General features: G+C 50.5%; 16 protein-coding genes. 9 read left to right on the top strand and 7 right to left on the bottom strand.

Annotated features, from left to right (window positions below; translation table 11 throughout):
* Positions 1 to 169: 169 nt before the first annotated feature.
* Positions 170 to 1,438, bottom strand: coding sequence for an MFS transporter (locus GYMC10_RS23540; RefSeq protein ID WP_015736839.1), 1,269 nt, complete (start codon positions 1,436 to 1,438; stop codon positions 170 to 172).
* Positions 1,439 to 1,717: 279 nt separating this feature from the next.
* Here GYMC10_RS23540 and GYMC10_RS23535 point away from each other — a divergent pair, with 279 nt between their 5' ends.
* From GYMC10_RS23535 to GYMC10_RS23520, 4 genes are all read left to right on the top strand, one after another.
* Positions 1,718 to 2,299, top strand: coding sequence for a TetR/AcrR family transcriptional regulator (locus GYMC10_RS23535; protein ID WP_015736838.1), 582 nt, complete (start codon positions 1,718 to 1,720; stop codon positions 2,297 to 2,299).
* 86 nt (positions 2,300 to 2,385) lie between these two features.
* Positions 2,386 to 2,895: a GNAT family N-acetyltransferase gene (locus GYMC10_RS23530; protein WP_015736837.1), complete on the top strand. Its 510-nt coding sequence runs from the start codon at positions 2,386 to 2,388 to the stop codon at positions 2,893 to 2,895.
* A gap of 227 nt (positions 2,896 to 3,122) precedes the next feature.
* Entirely contained in the window at positions 3,123 to 3,407 is a 285-nt protein-coding gene (locus GYMC10_RS23525) for an autorepressor SdpR family transcription factor (protein WP_015736836.1), read from the top strand.
* On the top strand, positions 3,391 to 4,029 hold the full coding sequence (locus tag GYMC10_RS23520) for an SdpI family protein (protein ID WP_015736835.1): 639 nt from the start codon (positions 3,391 to 3,393) through the stop codon (positions 4,027 to 4,029). Before GYMC10_RS23525 ends, GYMC10_RS23520 begins: the two co-directional genes overlap by 17 nt.
* Positions 4,030 to 4,130: 101 nt before the next feature.
* Here the strand turns inward: GYMC10_RS23520 and GYMC10_RS23515 are convergent, their stop codons facing one another.
* Positions 4,131 to 5,114 carry a glycoside hydrolase family 43 protein gene (locus GYMC10_RS23515; RefSeq protein ID WP_015736834.1) on the bottom strand — a complete coding sequence of 328 codons (984 nt, stop codon included), beginning with the start codon at positions 5,112 to 5,114 and terminating at the stop codon, positions 4,131 to 4,133.
* Between the two features lie 168 nt (positions 5,115 to 5,282).
* Here GYMC10_RS23515 and GYMC10_RS23510 point away from each other — a divergent pair, with 168 nt between their 5' ends.
* Positions 5,283 to 6,632: a PLP-dependent aminotransferase family protein gene (locus GYMC10_RS23510; protein ID WP_015736833.1), complete on the top strand. Its 1,350-nt coding sequence runs from the start codon at positions 5,283 to 5,285 to the stop codon at positions 6,630 to 6,632.
* A 33-nt stretch (positions 6,633 to 6,665) separates the two neighbouring features.
* On the top strand, positions 6,666 to 7,040 hold the full coding sequence (locus GYMC10_RS23505) for a winged helix-turn-helix transcriptional regulator (RefSeq protein WP_015736832.1): 375 nt from the start codon (positions 6,666 to 6,668) through the stop codon (positions 7,038 to 7,040).
* A gap of 71 nt (positions 7,041 to 7,111) precedes the next feature.
* On the opposite strand, the gene GYMC10_RS23500 is transcribed toward GYMC10_RS23505, so the two are convergent.
* From GYMC10_RS23500 to mgtE, 3 genes are all read right to left on the bottom strand, one after another.
* A complete protein-coding gene (locus tag GYMC10_RS23500) occupies positions 7,112 to 8,188 on the bottom strand; it encodes an SDR family oxidoreductase (protein WP_015736831.1) in 1,077 nt (358 codons plus the stop codon).
* A gap of 268 nt (positions 8,189 to 8,456) precedes the next feature.
* Positions 8,457 to 9,053, bottom strand: a complete 597-nt coding sequence (locus tag GYMC10_RS23495; protein WP_015736830.1) for a DUF1349 domain-containing protein — start codon at positions 9,051 to 9,053, stop codon at positions 8,457 to 8,459.
* A gap of 194 nt (positions 9,054 to 9,247) precedes the next feature.
* Entirely contained in the window at positions 9,248 to 10,603 is a 1,356-nt protein-coding gene (gene mgtE, locus GYMC10_RS23490) for a magnesium transporter (protein WP_015736829.1), read from the bottom strand.
* A gap of 211 nt (positions 10,604 to 10,814) precedes the next feature.
* Here mgtE and GYMC10_RS23485 point away from each other — a divergent pair, with 211 nt between their 5' ends.
* On the top strand, positions 10,815 to 11,735 hold the full coding sequence (locus GYMC10_RS23485) for an aldo/keto reductase (protein ID WP_015736828.1): 921 nt from the start codon (positions 10,815 to 10,817) through the stop codon (positions 11,733 to 11,735).
* 210 nt (positions 11,736 to 11,945) lie between these two features.
* Positions 11,946 to 12,902: a 3'-5' exoribonuclease YhaM family protein gene (locus GYMC10_RS23480; RefSeq protein ID WP_015736827.1), complete on the top strand. Its 957-nt coding sequence runs from the start codon at positions 11,946 to 11,948 to the stop codon at positions 12,900 to 12,902.
* Between the two features lie 64 nt (positions 12,903 to 12,966).
* Here the strand turns inward: GYMC10_RS23480 and GYMC10_RS23475 are convergent, their stop codons facing one another.
* On the bottom strand, positions 12,967 to 14,424 hold the full coding sequence (locus GYMC10_RS23475) for a sensor histidine kinase (RefSeq protein ID WP_015736826.1): 1,458 nt from the start codon (positions 14,422 to 14,424) through the stop codon (positions 12,967 to 12,969).
* Complete coding sequence (locus GYMC10_RS23470; RefSeq protein WP_015736825.1) at positions 14,421 to 15,116, bottom strand: response regulator transcription factor; 696 nt, start codon at positions 15,114 to 15,116, stop codon at positions 14,421 to 14,423. The genes GYMC10_RS23475 and GYMC10_RS23470 overlap by 4 nt, the downstream gene beginning before the upstream one ends.
* Positions 15,117 to 15,461: 345 nt before the next feature.
* Here GYMC10_RS23470 and GYMC10_RS23465 point away from each other — a divergent pair, with 345 nt between their 5' ends.
* Positions 15,462 to 16,667: a DUF418 domain-containing protein gene (locus GYMC10_RS23465; RefSeq protein ID WP_015736824.1), complete on the top strand. Its 1,206-nt coding sequence runs from the start codon at positions 15,462 to 15,464 to the stop codon at positions 16,665 to 16,667.
* Positions 16,668 to 16,915: the final 248 nt, after the last annotated feature.

Here is a 16,915-nt window from a genome sequence, read left to right as displayed (position 1 = left end):
TTTCGTTATTTTGAGGAACTGCATCCATAGGAACTGCATCCATAACAATAAATAGAGAGCTTCCAAAATAATTGGCGTATGGGCTGGAAGATCGCCACTGTTCGTGGATATTCTAAAAGATCGCCACCCCGTTTCCGAGGAAAGCGATCTTTTGTAGTTTGAATTACTATCAGTGGGCACCTTTAGCGCCTTTGGTCACGGCCCAAAAAATAAGAGCAACAGCGCTGACGGAGGCCCCGAGCACGCATACCCCATGCCAGCCGAAGTGCGCGTAAACATGGGTCGAAGTTATGGAACCGGCAGCACTTCCGATGGAGTAGAACATCATGTAGCCGCCAACGATCCGACTGCGCGCCTTCGGCCGCAATGCAAAAATCATGCTCTGATTCGTGACATGCACGGCCTGTACCGCCAAGTCCAACAGAATAATGCCAATGACCAAGGCGAACAGCGACCGTTCCGTGTAGCCGATGGGCAGCCATGACAGCAATAGCAGGAACAATGCAATTCCCGTCGTTCGCTGTCCATAACCTCGATCGGCCAGCTTACCGGCCTTTGCTGCAGCCAATGCCCCTACGACGCCCACGAGGCCGAACGCCCCGATAGCCGAGTGCGAAAGGGATAGCGGCGGCGAGCTCAGAGGCAGTACCAATGGGGTCCACAACATGCTGAAAGCCGTAAAAATCAGCATAGCCAACACAGCGCGGATACGTAATAGCCGTTCTTGCAGGAACAACATCCATACCGACTTAAGCAGTTGAGCATAAGAAAGAGTCTTTACCTTGCGCGCAGCATTTGGCAGCACCTTATATAATGCGCAGACCATGAGCAGCATCAAAGCAGCCGAAACCAGATAAACGAAGCGCCATCCTGCAAGATCCTTCAGGATTCCCGAAAAGGTTCGCGCAAGAAGGATCCCAATCACAATTCCGCTGGTTACCATGCCGACGACACGCCCTCTTTCAGCAGGGGCAGCCATAGTTGCCGCGAATGCCACGATGGTCTGCGTCACAACGGCAAGCAGTCCCACCAAAGCCAAGCCTGCGAAGAGCATCGCACCAGAGGAAGCAGTACCAACGATAACTAGAGCTGCTGCGGAGATCGTCATCTGACCGATAATCAATCGGCGCTGGTTCAGTAAATCTCCCAGAGGGACGAGCAGCAGCAGTCCCAATGCATAGAAGACCTGCGTGACGGTAATCACAATGCCGATGATGGAATAATCCATGTTGAACTCGATTGACAGCTGATCGAGCAGCGGCTGTGCAAAGTAGATGTTAGCAACGGACATGCCGCAGGCAATCGCAAACAATAACGTCACGTAACGAGTCATTGGAGCAGCATAAATGCCTTCAGACGAACTTGGCGCCCCCTGTGACGTATCAGCCCCCGTTTCGTTACGGGCCGCTTTTTTATCCAGCATTCCCTCCATTTTCATGCATCCAATCCTTTCGTTATTTGTGTACTGATCGGTATGATAAAATCATCGATAAATATATCCCACAATGACAATTCATGTCAATACGTTTATTGAAATGATTAAAATTATACTTGCGGGTGTTGATATAAATGTAAAAATCGGATGTTCGGTGTTTGACAAAAGTATTCGGAGATCTTAAAATTACTTTACTGATTGGTAATGAAATTAAACTATTTGCTTACCGCCTGTGATCATCGAGCTTTCCTTTAAATCTAAAGTAACGAGAGGTAATTAACGATGGGACGAGTCCGCGAATTTGATGAAGAGAAGGTATTGGATGCCGCGATGCAGCTGTTTTGGGAGAAGGGATATGAGGCTACTTCATTAAGCGATTTGACCTCCAGAATGGGTATTCAGCGGCCCAGTATTTACTCTGCGTTCGGAGACAAAAAAGAGCTGTTCGAAACCGCGCTGCGCAAATACACGAGAGGGCATGCTTCCGAGGTGCGAACCAGGCTGCAAAATCATCGATCGGTCAGGGATGCGTTTCGAGCCTATTTTGAGAATGTAGTGGATGAGGAATACGCCGAAAGCCGCAGCCGCGGATGTTTTTGCATTAACACGATGGTCGAGCTTGCGCCTCATGATGAGAAATTTGAAATTCTGACAAGGGAGCATCAGATGTATCTGGCGGTCATATTCCAAGAAACCATTGAGCGGGGCATACAATCGGGCGAGCTTGCGAAGGGCACAGACGCCAAAGCTTTATCGCAAGCGCTCATCGTATCCTTGATTGGGCTGACCGTGATGTTGAAATCTCGTCCGGAGCGCTCTTTCGTAAACAATACGATAGAGATGACTCTTACATTGCTTAAATAGGATGCTTTCGAGGGTCATGCGTTACGAGTTGTTGCAGCCGTCCAACCATAGTAAACTGTTCTAAAAAAACAATAGTAGGTGTTTCGATGAATATGAACATACGGACGGGACGGATAGAAGACCTTCAGGAAATCATGGCTTTGGTTGCACGCTGCGTTACGGTTATGCAGGCTGGAGGCAGCGATCAATGGGATGATCAATATCCGAACCGGGAGGTAATCGGTGAGGATTTACAGCGCGGAACGTTGTTTGCGGCTGAAGGCGAAGGCCGTATTTTAGGGATCGTTGTTCTCGACGAATCGCAGGCAGAACAGTACCAAACCATTAGCTGGAAGCAGGACGAGGGACCGCATCTTATGATGCATCGCCTTGCCGTCGATCCGGAAGCACACGGGCAGGGCATTGCGCGAACATTGGTAGCTTTCTCCGAGGAGTATGGCGCACGCCAGGGTTACCGAAGCCTTCGACTGGACACCTATGCCAAGAATACGGCTGCGCTTAAGCTGTATCAAGGCTTAGGTTATGATCTGCGGGGAGAAGTGAATTTCCCAGGGAGAGCGGAAAGCTTTCCGGTATTCGAGAAGGTGCTTGGATAAACAGGCCGTGAAGCAAGCCTGCTATGGATCAGCGCGTAATGCGGGTCCGTGGCGGGCTTTTGTTGTTTATTGGCAAACAATAACGACGACCACGGCGATGGGGCTTGCCCGGTTGCCCATTTTGCATTCTATTTAGATTTTTTTCAAAATAGGTATTGCAATTGGATGCAGATATAAGCGATAATGTATTTAGATGAAATTCTAAATAGAAATATGGGTGATGCACATTGGGGTTTCCGGAAACATTCAAGGCGTTATCTGATCCGGTGAGACGGGACATCCTGGTTATGCTCAAACGCGGGAAAATGTCAGCCGGAGAGATCGGTCAGCATTTCGATATGACCGGGGCGACCATTTCGTATCATCTGTCGCAGCTGAAGAAGGCCGGACTGATTTTTGAAACAAAATATAAAAATTATATTTACTATGAAATCAACGTATCCGTCTTCGAAGAAATCATGCTGTGGTTTTCACAATTTAACGGGGGGAAACAAGATGAGGAAAAAGAATAATTCGATGCTGGTTATAACAACGCTGATATGCTTATTGCCGATTATTTTATCGATGACGCTGTACAGCCAATTGCCTGAGCAAGTGGCTGTTCACTGGAATGCGGCGGGCAATCCGGATAATTATGTGCCGAAGGCGGTTGCGGCGTTTGTGCTGCCGTTGATTACCGCGGTTATTAACGTCATTGTCAATGTGGGGCTTAACAACGATCCTAAGAAAATGAACGCTGCCCCGGTTTTAAGAACGATGGGTCTATGGCTCATCCCCGCACTGTCTCTCATTCTCATGCCAATCACGCTGTTCAAGGCTATGGGGGCCGAGCTGCCGATCCAGACGATTGCACCGGCTCTCGTGGGCATGCTGCTCGTGGTCACCGGCAATTATTTGCCGAAGAGCAAACAGAATTATACGGTGGGCATCAAGCTGCCTTGGACGCTGAACAGCCAGGAAAATTGGAATAAAACGCATCGTTTTGCCGGGTATCTGTGGATGGCAGGCGGAGCTTTCATGATCCTGACGGCGTTTCTGAAAGTGAACCTGGCCATCGCCATCGTCCCTGTCATAATTCTGATCGCGGCGGCTCCGGCAATTTACTCCTTTTCTTTGTTTAAAAAGGGTGTGTAGCGGACGGGGCTGCAACGCATGAACGATATCACGAACGACAACAAGCTGACTCCATAATGTGGGTCAGCTTGTTTATTTTACGGCAGAACGTGTGTGACGGCTTATTTGCCGTACGGGTCAATCGTCTGGATGGTGCCGTCCTCGTTGTAGGTCAGCTCGGTGAATTTGACGCTGCGTTTGTTGTCAGCTCCGCCGGACAGGGAGCTGTCATGGTAGAAGAGGTACCATTTGTCCCGGAACTGAACAATGGAGTGATGGGTCGTCCAGCCGATAACAGGTGTCAGAATCGTGCCCTTGAACTCAAATGGGCCCGTCGGACTTTCACTCGTGGCATAGACGATTTTGTGCGTCGATCCGGTGGAGTACGATAGATAGTAAGTGCCTTTGTATTTATGAACCCAAGGCCCTTCAAAATATCTTCGCTCTTCATCCCCCGCAACAATCGGGCTGCCCTTTTCATCCACGATGGATATTTCTTGGGGTGCCTCCTTAAAAGTAAGCATGTCGTCGCTCAGCTCAGCGACCCGCGGTCCGATGGCAGGCGCATCTGCCGCAGGTCCCTCCGCATCCGGAATGTGCGATCCGGTCTGCCATTGTTCCAGCTGTCCGCCCCAAAGGCCGCCGAAGTAAATATAGGCCCGGTTATCGTCGTCCACGAATACGGCAGGGTCGATGCTGTAGCTGCCCGGAATGTAATGGGGCTCCGGCTTGAATGGACCGGAAGGCGAAGAGCTTGTAGCTACGCCAAGACGGAAAATATCGTCATGATCCCTGGCAGGGAAGTATAAATAGTAGGTGTCGTTCTTGAAGGCAGCATCCGGTGCCCACATTTGCTTTTTCGCCCATGGAACATCCTTCACATGGAGGGCTTCGCCATGGTCCACGCATGGAGCGTTCACATCATCCAGCGATAGAATATGGTAGTCTTCCATGTCATACTGGTCACCGTTATCATTGGACGTGTTCTCGTGATCAAGGTCATGGGATGGATAAATATAAATTTTACCCTCGAATACGTGGGCGGAAGGGTCTGCGGTATAGATATGGGTTACGATCGGTACGTTAGGCTGTACGGGCTTGGTCATCACGTTTCCTCCTTGGATCGTTGCATTGTAAGCGCTTGTATTTATTTTATCAGATGCTTTCCACTCAAAAAACCTAATAAAATTAGGTTTTTCACCTAAAAATATTAGATCTTTTGGGATGAAGGCTTAGTCGGATATAATCAAGCATAGAAAGACAGGAGGTGCACGATGCAAAAATACTTGTCCATTCTCACGGAGCTGGAAACCAACATTTCGGAAGGACAGTACCGTCCGGGACAGAAGCTGCCTTCCGTGCGGCGTGCGGCAGCCATGTACGGATGCAGCATCAGCACCGTACTGCGGGCATACGCGGAGCTTGAGAAACGGCATGCGATTTATTCCGTATCCCAAAGCGGGTATTATGTGGTTGACCGTCCGAAATCGGAGGAGGACGGGAGCGTACATGCGATGATCGATTTTTCTTCGGCCTCCCCGGACGTGCATGTATTCCCGTATCTGGATTTTCAACATTGCTTGAACAAGGCGATTGATACCTATAAATATGAACTGTTTACCTATGGCGATCCGCAAGGGATGGAGAAGCTTCGCCATACCCTGGTCTCTCACCTGGCCGGAAATCAGGTATTCACTACCGCAGAGAGAACCGTGGTCACGGCAGGCGCTCAGCAGGCCCTCGAGATCTTGGCGAAAATGCCGTTCCCTGGCGGAAAGTCCATCATTCTGGTAGAACAGCCCAGCTACAATAACTACCTGAAGTTTCTGGAGAACGAGGGATTCCCCGTTATCGGAATCGCGCGCACGGCAGCTGGCATCGATCTGCAGGCTTTGGAGGAGCAATTCCGAACCGGGCGCATTAAATTTTTCTATACGATGCCGAGATATCATAATCCGCTGGGCACTTCCTACGGCGCCGAGCAGAGGAAGGCCATTGCAAACCTGGCGACCCGATATCGCGTTTATATTGTGGAAGACGACTATATGGCCGATTTAGGCGAAGAACGGGGGTACGATCCAATCTATGCGTACAACAGATCCTCGCACGTGGTGTATCTGAAGAGCTTCTCGAAGATCATTTTTCCCGGACTGCGATTAGGAGCCGTCGTCCTGCCGGAACGTTTGCTCGAAACGTTCCATGCCTACAAAAGTTACGGGGATACGTCGCTGCTGTCCCAAGCGGCACTCGAAATTTATATCAGCAACGGGATGTACGAGCGACATAAACAGAAAATTTACAGCCAGTACGAAACCAGAATGCAAGCTTTAAACGCTGCGGTACGGCAGTACGAGGGAACCGGGTTCATTGAAGCCGTGCCCGGCGACGGCGGTATCTATCAGCTGTTCAAGCTGCCCCAGACCGTGAACCTGGAGCGGTTGATCAGGCGGCTGAAGGAACGGAACGTTCATGTGGTTCCCGGCAAGCTGTTTTATCTGTCCGACTACCTGATGCGCGAAAAGTTTATACGAATCAGCATTTCCAGAGCGCGATTGGATCAGATCGAAGATGGGGTTCGTGTTATAGTGGAAGAAGTAAAGCGGGAGATCGGAAATCTGTGGTAATGCCATATCGTGTAACGAAGGAGCGAGGCTTGCATGGAGTTTAAAGAAAAAGTGTACAACACGGCGGTCGAAGCTACGCTGGAGGTCATTGGCGGAAAGTGGAAACCGGTCATTCTCTTTCATCTTACGTTCGGTAAAAGACGAAATAGCGAATTTTTAAGCCTGATTCCCCAGATCACCCAAAAAATGCTGACACAGCATCTGCGGGAGCTGGAAGAGGAGGGCGTTATAGTACGCAAAACGTACAATCAGGTTCCCCCCAAGGTGGAGTATGAACTGAGCGAGTACGGCTGGAGCCTGAAGGAGATTCTTCATCTGATGTGCCGATGGGGGGATACGCATATCGAGCGAAAATACGGCGAGTCCGCCATGGTGCTGGAGAAGCCGGCATTTGAGGACCGGTTTTAAAAGATTGTAAAAATGAAAGAGCCGACTATACGCCGTATAGCCGGCTCTCGTCATACAGGCTGCGCGATCGCTTAGGGAATGACTTTACGCCGCCGAAGTTCGTCAAAGATGTTCATGAACATGGCCTCCGTATCGACATACTCATGAAACCCGAAGCGGCGGGCCTTCGAGCCGTCTGCAAAGAAATCATAATCCCAGGAGAACACGAAATCACCGAACTTCCAGGATGAAACCTCATCATAATCGTGCTTCGCAAGCCCATGCTTCTCAACCATGCGATTCCAAACCGGCTCTTTATCCGCCATGACCGTTTCCAGATTCATCTGCAGGGGCGGTGCGGTTTCCATCTCAAAATACAACGCGATCTTCGGCCACAATTCGTTCCAGCGGAACAAGTCCCCGTTCGTAATATTGAAGGCTTGATTGGCGCAGCGTTCATCGGTCGCTGCCCAAACGGTCGCCTTCGCGAGCAGATCGGCATCGGTCATCTCCAGCAGGCTCTGATAGGCTCCCGGTTTACCAGGAAAACGCAGAGGAATGCCGAGCTCTTTCGAAATCGAGGCATAGACGGCAATGACCATCGCCAGATTCATCGGGTTTCCAAGGGCGAATCCGCTGACAACGGAGGGGCGCAGCGCGGACCACGTCCAGGCTTTGCCTTGCTGCCGTTCCTCCAGGAAGTTCTGCTGATCCACATTGAATTCCGGCGGCATATGATTCGCATCCGTCTCCCGGGCCGGCGTCTTGAACGGACCGAGATGCGCGCCGTATACCTTGTAGCCCTGCATCAGGCTGACATGCTGCAGATTGTCGGCAATGGGCTCGATGGCTTCCACGACATGAACGAGCATGGCCAGATTCGGCGCGACGAGTTCGGCCCACGTTGGCCGGTCCTGATAGGCCGCGTAGAAGATATGCGTCACTTCGGTCAAGGAGCTTAATTTGGCGATCGTATCTTCACGATCAAGCAGGTCGGCGGAGATATAACGTACGCGGTTCGTGGATTCCCCGCCTCGGCGCGATACGCCGATGATATCCCAGCCTTGAAGCGTCGCAAGGTACTTGATGAGGTTGCAGCCGATCACCCCGTTAGCCCCTACAACCAAAGCCGTTTTTTGCGAATGATGTGAACGTTGTTCTGTATTCATAGGATCATCTCCCTAACGTGATGTTCTTGATTAATGTCATTTTGCACGTTAGGGTTCGGCTTGAGAAGTACGCACTTTGAAGTGATGTAATTACTTTTTGGTAACGTTTAGCGGTACCCGCCCTTTTTAACTAAGGAAATATTCGAACTGCATTTATTGAGGACAAGAACTTGCAACTTGTGTCCTTATCAATAGCCGTATAATCTGCTAAGTGTAGGGCACGATTTACGTCCGTAAACCAAAAAAAGAAGCAGCTCATGAGCTGCTTCTAAAACCTGCTTTCCTCATCGGATTCTGATAATAACAAAGACAGAAATTGGACTCGACAGCCTGCTCCCATCGGTGATTGAGCGACCACACCCGCAGTAAAAGGAATCGGGGCATCCATTCCGAAGTATCGAATCAATTTCCAAACTTCACCGTCGGACGAGTAGTAAAAGGAGATCGTTTTGTCTTTCTTCGTCATTTTCAAATAAGGATTGCTGACGAATACACGCTCAGAATTACAGTCATCCGAAACACCGTTCCGAGTAACAACGGACACGATAGTGGCATGCTCACCATTGAATTCATAACATAGCTTGGCCCAATTGTTCTCGTCTGCCATCAACATCAAGCACCCGGAATCATATAAATGGTTCATGTCTACCTGAAGCTGCGTTATAAGCTGGAATGTTGAATCAACCTGAAGGTGAAGATAGGGCGCAGAATGAACAATATGTTTTCCTGCAGGGTCTTTGAAAAAATCAGCTTTCGGTGGAGCATCCAGGATGAGCCTGTCATCTGTCGTAAACTCCCAATGTCCAGGTTCATTAAGCCACTTTAGTTTCTCTCTTGTTTCTGGATGAAATAAATTTTTGCTCATCGCTATGTCTCCTCTTTTACATATATGATAACCCGGATGGCATTAATTGCAAACTTTTTCCTCTTTACCCCATAAGACCCTGCCGATTTGAGAGATCATGATATCCTAAAACTGGCGGATCCCCAAAAAAAAGACCTTCGGGAATTACCCGGAAGTCTTTTTATCGCAAGGGATTGTTAATCCTAAGTTCTCGGCTAGATATAGGCAAGAAACAGGGTAGCGATGCCAAAGTAGATAACAAGCGAGAGAATATCGTTAATGGTTGTAATCAGTGGACCGGAAGCCACAGCCGGATCGATCTTGAATTTGAACAGAATGAGGGGGATGACGGTGCCGGCCATCGTGCCCACGATCAGCGTGGCAATCAACGAGCTTCCGACCACAAGCCCCAAGTAGAGGTTGCCCTGCCAGAAGTATGCGATCAAGGAAATCAGAATGCCGCACGTCACCCCGATCATCAGCCCGACCTTCAGTTCCCTGGCTAACAACCGGAGCACCAGCGATTTGGTCATTTCTTTGGTGGTCAAGCCTCTTACAATGACAGCAAGCGACTGCGTTCCGGTATTTCCGGTCATTCCTGCAATCATGGGCATGAAGAAGGCCAGCGCCACAACTTGCGCCAGCGTCTCTTCAAATCTGGAAATGATCGTTCCCGAGATCAGCCCGATGAATAAGAGCAGGATCAACCACGGCAATCTTCGATAGGCGGCAACGGTTGCTTTGGTGTTGAAGTCGATGGTTTTGCCTCCGGTGGCGTTCATTTTCCGAATGTCCTCATCGGCTTCCTTAATGACGACGTCCAGGATATCGTCAACCGTAATGATCCCAACAAGACGGTTGTCCTGTTCAACGACGGGGATGGCAACCAAATCGTATTTTTGGATTATGTGCGCGACTTCCTCCTGATCGGCATCCACGGGCACGGACAGCACCCGGCTGTGCATGATGTCCACGATATATTCCTCCGGCTCGGCCAAGATGAGTCCCCGGTAAGACACCACGCCCATCAGTTTCTTGTCATGATCAATGACGTACAAATAATTGATGGTTTCCGAAATGGAGACGTAAGTTTTCAGCTTCTGGACCACCTCCGAAACGGTGTAATGCTGGGGGATCCACACATAACGGTTCGTCATGATTCGGCCGGCGGTTTCCGGCGGGTATTTCATCAGGTTCAGGACAAATTGGGATTCCTCGTCCCGCATTCCCTTGAGAAATTCGTCCTTCTGCTCGGGTGACAGCTCGTCCAGCAGAATGGCGAGGTCGTCGTTATCCATCAAGTCCAGGATAATGGCCGTTCTCTCTTTGCCCAGCCTGCCCAGAACTTCGATTTGCTGGTCATGCTCCATTTCCTGAATCATGTCGGCCAGTTGTTCCTCGTTCAGAAACTGCAGAAAGCGGGTTTGGTCCGTGTCGCTCAGGTGGCTATGTATTTTTGCCAGGTCATAAGGGAGGAATTCGTCGATGATTCGCTGAAAATCATTTGACGTCTTTGCCTTTAGACTCTCTGTAATGTCCGGTATCCATTGCTCCAGTGTCCGGGAATTCACGCCATGACTCCTCCTTTCTTGTTCCGTCCCATGATAACGAAATGTACGTATTATAGGGTTCACCATAACGACTTGTTGTTAAACAGCATGGATACGGCAAGTGCATGAAAAAAGGATTGGCGAACGAAAAAAGAATCCTCGGCAAAAGTTGCAAACGCTTGCATTTTACAATAAGATATAGGCGCACAAATTCATGAGTAGGGGTGAGCATATGAAATACAGACGTCTCGGGAAAACCGATCTGAAAGTATCGGTAGTCGGTGTGGGAACCTGGCAGTTTGGCGGTGATTGGGGGAAGGATTTCAACCAAAAGGAAGTCGATGCCATCTTGACGCATGCCAAGGAGCTGGGCATTAATTTGCTGGATACAGCCGAATGTTACGGGCCTCATCATATGTCAGAGAATTTCATCGGTGATTTCTTGGCGCGCGACCGCCGCGAGGATTGGGTCATTGCCTCCAAGTTCGGCCATCGATGGCATGAGCAATGGGAGAATGCTTGGGATGCGAAGCAGATCCGAATTCAGCTGGAGGAATCACTTAAAGCGCTGCGTACCGATTATATCGACCTGTATCAATTCCATTCCGGCTCGGATGACGTGTTCAACAATGATGAGATGTGGACGATGCTGGACAAGCAGATCCAAGCGGGAACCATCCGCAATCTGGGCATATCCATCGGAAGCAACAGAAATATCTATCAAACCGACAAGGCGGCGGAGGTGAATGCCAAAGCCATCCAGGTCGTGTATAACCGTCTCGATCAAGCGCCGGAGGAAGAGGTTTTCCCTTCATGTTTGAAGCAGGATCTTGGCGTATTGGCGCGAGTTCCGCTTGCGAGCGGCTACTTAAGCGGAAAATACAAGCCTGGCACGGTGTTCAGCGACAATGTGCGCAAGAACCGCGATCAGGATGAGATCAACGCCAAGCTGAAGCTTGTGGAGGAGATCAAGCAGAATGAAGTGCCGGAGGGCGTGAATATGGCCGAGTGGGCCTTGGCCTGGTGCTTGAAGCACCCGGCCGTCAGCTGCGTCATTCCCGGCTGCAAGAGCGTGGAACAGGTGGAGATGAACGCGAGGGCCGTGCATCTGGATTTGGTGCAGGACGACCATCCGGGAGCCTGGAAATCTTAATACCCGCCATGACTCGAATCCGAATAGGGCGATAGCAGAAAAAGCACCCGCGGGTGCTTTTTCTTGTGTCATCCCTACCTTGCCTGCAAACCGGCAACCGTCCGCTTCGCAGGCAGGAATCTGCGATTTTACAGAGCGGTATAGGGTAATAGACTCACTGTACGGGACTTTGTTATAGTAAACCTAACGGGATTTTTTGGGGAGGAACAGATGAAACCTATTAATAAACTCAGCATACAAGATGATTTTGTCGGTTTTTATTTGTTAAAAGAATTGAATATGAGACAGACCAACGGCACGCCGCCGAAAGACTATTTCGATATTGTTCTCGCGGATGCCAGCGGTCAAATATCGGCCAAGTACTGGGATGTGACCATACAGGATAAAGAAACGTTCCTGCCGATGCAATTGGTCAAAATCCAGGGGACCGTACTGAGCTACAGGGACCAACCTCAAGTCAAGATCAGCCGTATCCGCAAGGCTACCGATGCGGATGGCGTCTCGTTAACGGATTTTGTGAGGGCTGCGCCCATTCGCCCCGTGGATCTGATACATACGATCAAACTTACGATGAACGAGATTACGGAGCCGCAGGTGCGAAGCATCGTACAGTATTGCGTGTCGAAGGTGGAAGAGAAGCTGATGCATTATCCGGCTGCCAAAACCTATCATCATGCCTATTACGCCGGGCTGGCTTACCATATCGTCCGCATGCTGGAGATTGGCGATTTCATCTGCAAGCAGCGGCCGTTTCTGAATCCGGATTTGATCAGGGCAGGCATTATCCTGCATGATATCGCGAAGCCGGAAGAGATGATCGCACAGATGGGCATCGTAACGGATTACAGCAACCAGGGCAAGCTGATTGGGCATATCGCCCTGGCGTCCAACTGGATCGTGGAGGCGGCAATCGAGAACGGCATCGCGCTTGAATCCGAAGTGGTTTTGGGCTTGCAGCATCTGGTGCTTTCCCATCATAACCTCGGAGAGTGGGGCAGCCCGGTTCAGCCGCAAACGGCCGAGGCCGTCGCGCTGCATCATATCGATCTGCTGGATGCCAAGCTGCAGATGGTAGAGGACGCCCTGGATACGACGATTGAAACGGAGCCGTGGACACCAATGATCCGCGGCCTGGATAATAAAGCGATTTATCGGTTGAAGGTATGACGATGAAGGCATTTCCCGATCCATTGGATTGTGGGCATGCCTTTTCATTATGGTGTAGGACGGCTCATGTTCCCTGGATCGGCAGCGTAAAACGAACCGTTGCCCCGCGAAGCGGGTTGTTCTCGGCAACAATATGCCCTCCGTGGTGCTGAACGAGAAGTTTGGCGATATACAGTCCCAGACCGGAATGCCCTTTTTGCCTGGAGGAATGCACCTGACCCTGGTAAAAAGGCTTAAACACCTGCTGCAGATGCCGCTGCTGCCCAAAGCCTGTTCCGTTATCCGTGACGGCCATCACTACCTGCTGCTCGGTGATCTCGATGTGCCATAGAATCCGCCCGGCTTCAGGGGTGTAGCGAAGGCTGTTGGATACGAGATTGTCCAGAACCTGGATGATGCGATAGGGATCGAGCATGACCGGAGTCTTGGCCGTTCGGTTATCGTAAACCTTCGATTGGAAGGCGATGTTCTTCCCCCTGCATAAAGCGGCATATTCCCCGGTTTTTTCGTCCGCGAATTCTTCGATATCCACGGGAAGCGGCTGGAGGCGAAAAGACACCTTCTCGATCTCCGCCATGGTGTTCATGTCTTGAAGAAGCTTCGAAGCGCGGGTTGTGTTCCGTTTGATGACCTGCAGGTACTGCAGCCGTTTGCCTTCATCAGGCTCCCCGTTCATCTGCTCAAGCCCCTCGACATGGCCTTGAACAATCGTTAGCGGCGTCCGAAGGTCGTGAGCGAGCGCCGCAAACATGGTGCTTCGTTCTTGCTCCATTCTCCACTCCCGCTCGATGGAATGCTCCAGCTCCTGACGCATGTCTTCAAAAGCCTTCGTTAGCCGGTTTACCTCCGTAATGGACGAAGCCCCGGATATGCTAAAGCCTAAATTACGCTCTTTAATCATTTCGGCTCCTTGCAGAAGCTGCTGCAGCGGAGCGCTGATTTTTCGGCTGAACCGCCTGCCGAATACCAAGGTGAACAAAACGATATACAAAAATGGCGTCAGGAAGAACAAAAGGAACCCAAAGGTCACCAAGGGATTCAGCGCAGGATTGGCCGCCGTTACCTTCAGGCTGTATCCAACCAGCAGAGCCCCGATCAGATTGCCGTCTCGGGAGACAACCGGCTTGTATACTACGATTTCATTCATGCCGCTGCGCGTCTGGTTTAATCGCGCCAGGATCTTCTGCCGGCTAAGCGATTCATGGATATGAAGATCCCCGTACAAGGGTTTGCCGGTAAGGGACACGACCAGGTAGGACATGCCCTGTGAGGGAATCACCTTTTCCAGCTCGGCTTGCCCCTCCGTGCTCATGATGGAGTCGCCCCGGCTCTGGGCGTATTCCGTAATCACGGGGATTTGCGCCTCGTAATGATTTGCCGGTAGCGCGATATCATGGTTGAACAAGTAACCCAGCAACATCACAAGCAGTCCCCAGGTTACAAGCGTAGCCAGCAAACTGCAGATCAGAATCGAGATGAAATGGCGGGCGAACGTATTTTTGATGGAACGCTGTTTCGTCATTGGGGATCCCACTTGTAGCCGATGCCCCAGACGGTTTGAATAAAGCTGCGGTTCTGTGCATGAGCGGCCAGCTTGGCCCGGATTTTCTTGATATGCTCGGTGATGGTAGAGTCGTCCCCATCGGCGTCCAATCCCCATAACTTCTCGTAAATCTGCTCTCTGGAAAAGACCTGCCCCTGATGCATCGCCAGCAGTTCTACGATCTGAAACTCCTTATTCGTTAGCGGGAGGTCGTGCCCATTGCAGCTAACGGCATGCCCTTTGCAATCGATCGTCAAGGCTTGGAACCGCAGGATGCCCTGTTCTTTTTGCGTGTGGATTCGCTGTTCCCGCCGCAGATGGGCATGGATTCGGGCTTTTAATTCCGCGAGGCTGAAGGGCTTGAGCAGATAATCATCCCCGCCTGCCGCCAGACCTTTAATTCGGTCCACTTCACTCTGGCGGGCACTCAGGAATACAATGGGGCACTGCGTCGTTTCCCTTAGCTGCTTGCAGACCTCAATGCCGTCCATCTCGGGCATCATCACATCGAGTATGATCAGGGACGGCTGCCGCTTGCTCTGGATTAACGCCTCCTGTCCGCTTCCGGCCGTGAGTACGTGGTAGCCTTCAAGCTCCAATGAATCTTGTATAAAAGAGATGATTTCTTCTTCATCATCCACCAATAGGATCGTTTCGTTTGCCATATCCATTACATCCTCCAAGAAATAGCTATTAAAAAGTCTATCTGGTTAGTGTACACGTCATTTCTAAAGAAAGAATAAAGAAAGTCCTGTTACTTGAAGTTTATATATGCCCCTACCTCAACGGAGCAGGCGGAATCGTTCTGGAGAAGCGGAAGCGGTCGCCTTTGCCCCCGGATTTCAACCATTCTTAAATGGATAGATAGAAATCTGGGGGCAACAGCGATCGGAAGAATGATCCGCATGCGCAGTGATGCTTAAGCTGCTGTATACTTACAGGTCAATTTGAGTTTCTTTATCCTTTCTTTATGATTGTACCTTAACCTGTAGGCACAATGATAAGGAGGTACGATGATGGCAACGAATTCACAGCCCAGAATACAGCTCATCGATAGCTTGAGGGGATTTGCACTATTAGGCATCTTTTTGGTGAACATTACGTTTTTTACGACATCGCTGCAAACCATTTCGTTCGGGGTCGAATTATGGTCGGGCTGGTACAATGAAGTCCTGATAATGCTGCGCGGGATTGTCATTGACGGCAAATTCATTTTGATTTTTTCCTTCCTGTTCGGCTACGGCATGGTGCTGTTACGGGAAAGCAGTCAGGCGAAAGGCCGCAGTTTTAACCGCATCTATGCCCGAAGATTAACGGCTCTGCTTCTGATCGGCCTGATCCACGGAATCTTGATATGGTACGGGGACGTTCTAACGCACTACGCGCTTATGGGATTCCTCCTGATGCTGTTTCAGCGCTGCAAGCCAAAAACGCTGCTGATCTGGTCAATATCCCTGCTGCTGATCGTTCCCGTTCTGCTAACGGGAGCAAGCCTGCTGAACCCGGCATCCGGCCAGGTATTCGAGCCGTTTAGCCCGGCGGATGCCCATCAGATGGGAATCTATTTCCAGGAGCGGGATGCAGCCATATACGGAGAGGGGACGATGAACCAGATCATGGCTCAGCGGCTGAATGATTACATCGGCTCCATCTTGAATATGGTGGTCTTCTACCCGCAAGTATTAGGGATGTTCCTGATGGGCGCCTACTTCTGCAAGCGCCGGATATTGCACGAGGTCCAGAAGAACCGGAAGGGGATTATCCGATTGGCCCTTCTGTGCGGAATCGCAGGTCTTGCGCTTCAGGTCGTGATGACGCTAGCGGATGGACTTCCGTCCTGGGCCGAGGCGGCAGCCTTGTTCGTGGGGGCACCGCTCTTGGCGCTGGCTTACATCGGAGTGTTTGCACTTTTATACCAGAATAAATCGTGGCAGAAGGTGTTGAATTTGTTTTCCTATCCCGGCAAAATGGCCTTCACCAACTATTTGCTTCAATCGATCCTGTGCGGATTGATCTTTTACAGCTACGGTCTGGGGTGGTACGGAACCATCGAGCCGGTCTGGCAGATGCTGATGGCCGTGGTCATTTTTATTGTGCAAGCAGCCTGCAGCAAAGTCTGGTTCAAACGGCTTCCGATCGGCCCGTTCGAATATGTTTGGCGCCTGTTTACGTATTGGGGAAATCCCGTGAAACAAAGAGAAAGGGTGCATGCTCGTTCCTGAAGAACAAGGCCGCCCATTTAAATCATCGCTGCATCAAAGCACCCAAGCTTTAAATAAAACTCTTGCAATTTCAATCCGGGGTGTAATACAATGCTTCTTAATTAACCAACACGATATGTTATAACAAGCGATGATGGAAAGAGTAAGCGAAAGAACGTTCCTGACAGGAAAGGGCAGCCACCGACTGAGAGCGCCCCGGTGAAGGTTCTCCGCCGAAGTTCATTCCGGAGCTGGTTTTCTGATCGTTT

The organism is Paenibacillus sp. Y412MC10, from assembly GCF_000024685.1.
Classification (GTDB): Bacteria; Bacillota; Bacilli; order Paenibacillales; family Paenibacillaceae; genus Paenibacillus_AQ; species Paenibacillus_AQ lautus_A.
The sequence above is the reverse complement of the archived record's forward strand: the minus strand, read 5'-3'. Positions and strand labels throughout refer to the sequence as shown.